2 protein-coding genes and 1 pseudogene are annotated in these 3,369 nt (G+C 67.5%); all 3 read left to right on the forward strand.

Annotation, left to right across the window (positions count from 1 at the left end; all coding sequences use genetic code 11):
* Positions 1-959, forward strand: a 959-nt coding sequence (locus tag C5E41_RS32765) for a class I adenylate-forming enzyme family protein (protein WP_146097786.1), incomplete at its 5' end; no start/stop codon positions are given.
* 3 nt (positions 960-962) lie between these two features.
* Positions 963-2,459, forward strand: a pseudogene (locus C5E41_RS35645) (class I adenylate-forming enzyme family protein); the annotation flags it as partial.
* Positions 2,460-2,510: 51 nt separating this feature from the next.
* On the forward strand, positions 2,511-3,359 hold the full coding sequence (locus C5E41_RS35650; protein WP_439956558.1) for an enoyl-CoA hydratase/isomerase family protein: 849 nt from the start codon (positions 2,511-2,513) through the stop codon (positions 3,357-3,359).
* Positions 3,360-3,369: the final 10 nt, after the last annotated feature.

Consider the following 3,369-nt stretch of genomic DNA (forward strand, 5'->3'; position numbering starts at 1 on the left):
CCGACGTCTTCCTGGCGACCACGCCGTTCTTCACCGCCGGGGGCAGTGTGCGCACCCTGTCGTGGACCTATCTGGGCCAGACGATGGTGATCCACCGCAAGTTCGACCCGCAGGCCGTCATCGACGAAATCGAGCGCAGCCGGGTCACGTTCACGACCTTCATCCCGACCATGCTGCAGCGCACGCTGCGCATCCTCGAGGAGGGCCCAGCGCGCGACATGTCGAGCCTGCGGCGCATCAGCTACGGCTCGGCACCGGTGCCGCCGGGGCTGGCGCGCAAGGCCATGGATCTGCTCGGCTGCGATCTGCAGCAGCGCTACGGCCTGACCGAATGCGGTGGCCAGGCAACGATTTTCACTCCCGAGGACCACCGCGACATGGTGGCGGGTAAGACCTCGATCCTGACCTCCTGCGGTAAGGAGACGCCGATGTGCTCGATCCGCATCGTCGACGCCGACGGCAACGAGCTGCCTGCCGGGGAGATCGGTGAGATCGTGATCCGCAGCGACGCCAATGCCATCGGCTATTGGAATCGGCCGGAGCAGACCGCCGAGACGTTCCGGCCCACCGGCCTGTGGTCGGGCGATCTCGGATATCTGGATTCCGAGCGCTACCTGCACATCACCGGCCGCAAGACCGACCTGATCATCTCGGGCGGCTTCAATGTCTACCCCGCCGAGATCGAGCGGGTGATCGGCGAACATCCCGGGGTCGAACTGGTGGCTGTGGTGGGCGTACCCGATCCGGAATGGGGGGAGACGCCGGTCGCGGCTATCATCGCCCGCGACGGATTCGACCGCGACGGTCTGACGACCGAACTGCAGGCGTTGTGTCGATCCGAGCTGGCCGGATACAAGCAGCCGCGCCGCTTCGTCTACCGGTCGGAATTCCCCCTCGGCCCGGCGGGCAAGATTCTCAAACGCCGGGTCGCCGAAGATCTTCGAGTCGTGGCGGAGTAGGTCATGGAAACAACAGCATCCCCGCGACTCACCTCGGCTGCGATCGGCGAGCTCGTGCGACAGCGCGCCGCCGCCACACCGCAGGCGCCCCTGCTCGTCGACGAGGACCGGCGCCGCTTCACCGCCGGGCAGTTCGGCGAACTCGTCTCCTTCTATACCGAGACCCTGCGTGACGCCGGTGTGCAGGCCGGTGACGTGGTGTCCTGGCAGCTACCGAATACGGTGGAGGCGATGGCGCTGTCGATGGCGCTGGCCCAGCTCGCGGTGGTGCAGAATCCGCTGATCATGATGTTGCGGGCCGAGGAGGTCGCCCACATCACCGGCCGCCTGCACAGCCGATTACTGATCGTCACCGATGTTTTCGCGGCCGAGGCGTTCGCCGCTGCGCTCGGGCCCGAGGAGCAGCCGCCGGCGATCCACGTACTGCCCCACGATCCCGCGGGCGGGGGCCTGCCGGCGCTGCCGCCGCGGGCACCGGCCGATTTCGGGCCCGAGGTGCGATGGATCTTCTACACCTCGGGTACCACGGGAGTTCCCAAGGGTGTCAAGCACACCGACCGCACGCTGCTGGCCGCGGCCGATACGTTCATTGCCAATGTCGATCCGCGGCCGGAGGACCGGTGTGCGGCGCTGGCGCCGTTCGCTCATATCGGCGGGGTGGCCCATCTGCTGCATTCGCTGATCATCGGGCATGTGCTGGTGGTCGGGGCGCGGAAATTCGTTCCCGAGCGGCTGGCGGATCTGCTCATCGACGAGGAGGTCACGCTGGTCGGCTCCGGTCTGCCGTTCACCAACGAGTACCTGCGGATCGCGCGCGAACGCGGTGTGGCCCCGCTGTTCCCGAAGTCGCGCGCGACGCTCGCCGGCGGGGCGCCCCGCCCGCGCGATCAGCACGAACACGCCCGCGAACTGCTCGGCGGTGTCGGCGTCATCTCCGGGTACGGGATGACCGAATGTCCCTACATCACCTGGGGATCGCCGTCGGACACCGATGAACAGCACGCCGTCGCCGAGGGCCGGCCCGGACCCGGCGGGTCGGTGCGGATCGTGCGCGCCGACGAGACCGCCGCCGCGGTCGGCGAGATCGGCGAGATCAGGGTGCGCGGGCCCCAATTATTCTGCGGCTACGTCGATTCCACGCGCGACGCCGAGGCTCTCGACGCCGACGGCTACTTCCGTACCGGCGATCTGGGATATCTGGACGCTGACGGCTGCCTGGTCGTGACCGGCCGGCTCAAGGACATCATCGTCCGCAAGATGGAGAACATCCCCGCCCGCGAGGTCGAGGAGGCCCTGATCGCGGATCCCGCGATCGCCGACGTGTGCGTCATCGGCGTGCCCGACGCGGGGTCCGGGGAACGGGTCTGCGCGGTGGTGGTGCCACGCGATGCGAGCGCACCGCCGACTCTGGAGTCGGTGCGCGTCTTTCTCAGCGGCACGCCGCTGAACAAGCGCAAATATCCCGAACAGATCGAGATCGTGACCGAGCTGCCGCGCAATTCCCTCGGCAAGATCGCCAAACCCGCACTGCGCGAAAGGTTTTCCGACACGATGCCAGCGACTGGCACGACGCCCGCGACGGCTGCGACGCCGGGAAACGAGCAGACGGCCCAAGGTGCGGTCGCCGAATCGTTCACCACGATCGAGTTCGAGGTCAGCGGCCATGTCGCGACCGTCACGCTGAACCGCCCGGAGCGTCTCAACAGCTTCGACCAGGTGATGGCCGAGGAGATGGTGCGGGTGTGGCAGCGGGTGCGCGACGACGACGATATTCGCGTGGCGATCCTGCAGGCCAACGGCGAGCGCGCCTTCTGCACCGGTATCGACGTCGGCGGCGGCGCGTGGTGGACGCACAAGAACCGGTGGAATCAGGAGGATCCGGGGGTTTCGCTGGGACCGCGCCAGCATCGGGTGTGGAAGCCGGTGATCTGCGCGGTGCACGGTATGGCGGCCGGTGGCGCGATGTACTTCATCAACGAGAGCGACATCGTGATCTGCTCATCGGAGGCCACCTTCTTCGATCCGCACGCCAACGGCGGCATGGTGTCTGCTCTCGAGCCGATCGGCATGCTGGCTCGCGGGATTCCGCTCGGTGAGGTGCTGCGCTGGGCACTGCTGGGCAGCGACGAACGGATGACGGCCGAGACGGCGTTGCGGTCCGGCATCGTCACGGAGATCGTCGAAACAGGGCACTTGCGTTCGCGCGCAAGACAACTCGCCGATGAGATCGCCGCCCGGCGCCCGGAGGCGATTCAGGGCACGGTGCGCGCCATCTGGGAAGCACTGGAGATGAACCCGTCGATCGCGCTGCGAAACGGCCTGTCCTACACCCAGATCGGAAATCAGGGCGACGGACGCACCGACTCGCGCGTCAACAAGCGCACCCCGCGTCTGCGCTGAACCAAGGAAT

The sequence above is a fragment of the Nocardia nova genome, assembly GCF_002933465.1.
Classification (GTDB): Bacteria; Actinomycetota; Actinomycetes; order Mycobacteriales; family Mycobacteriaceae; genus Nocardia; species Nocardia nova_B.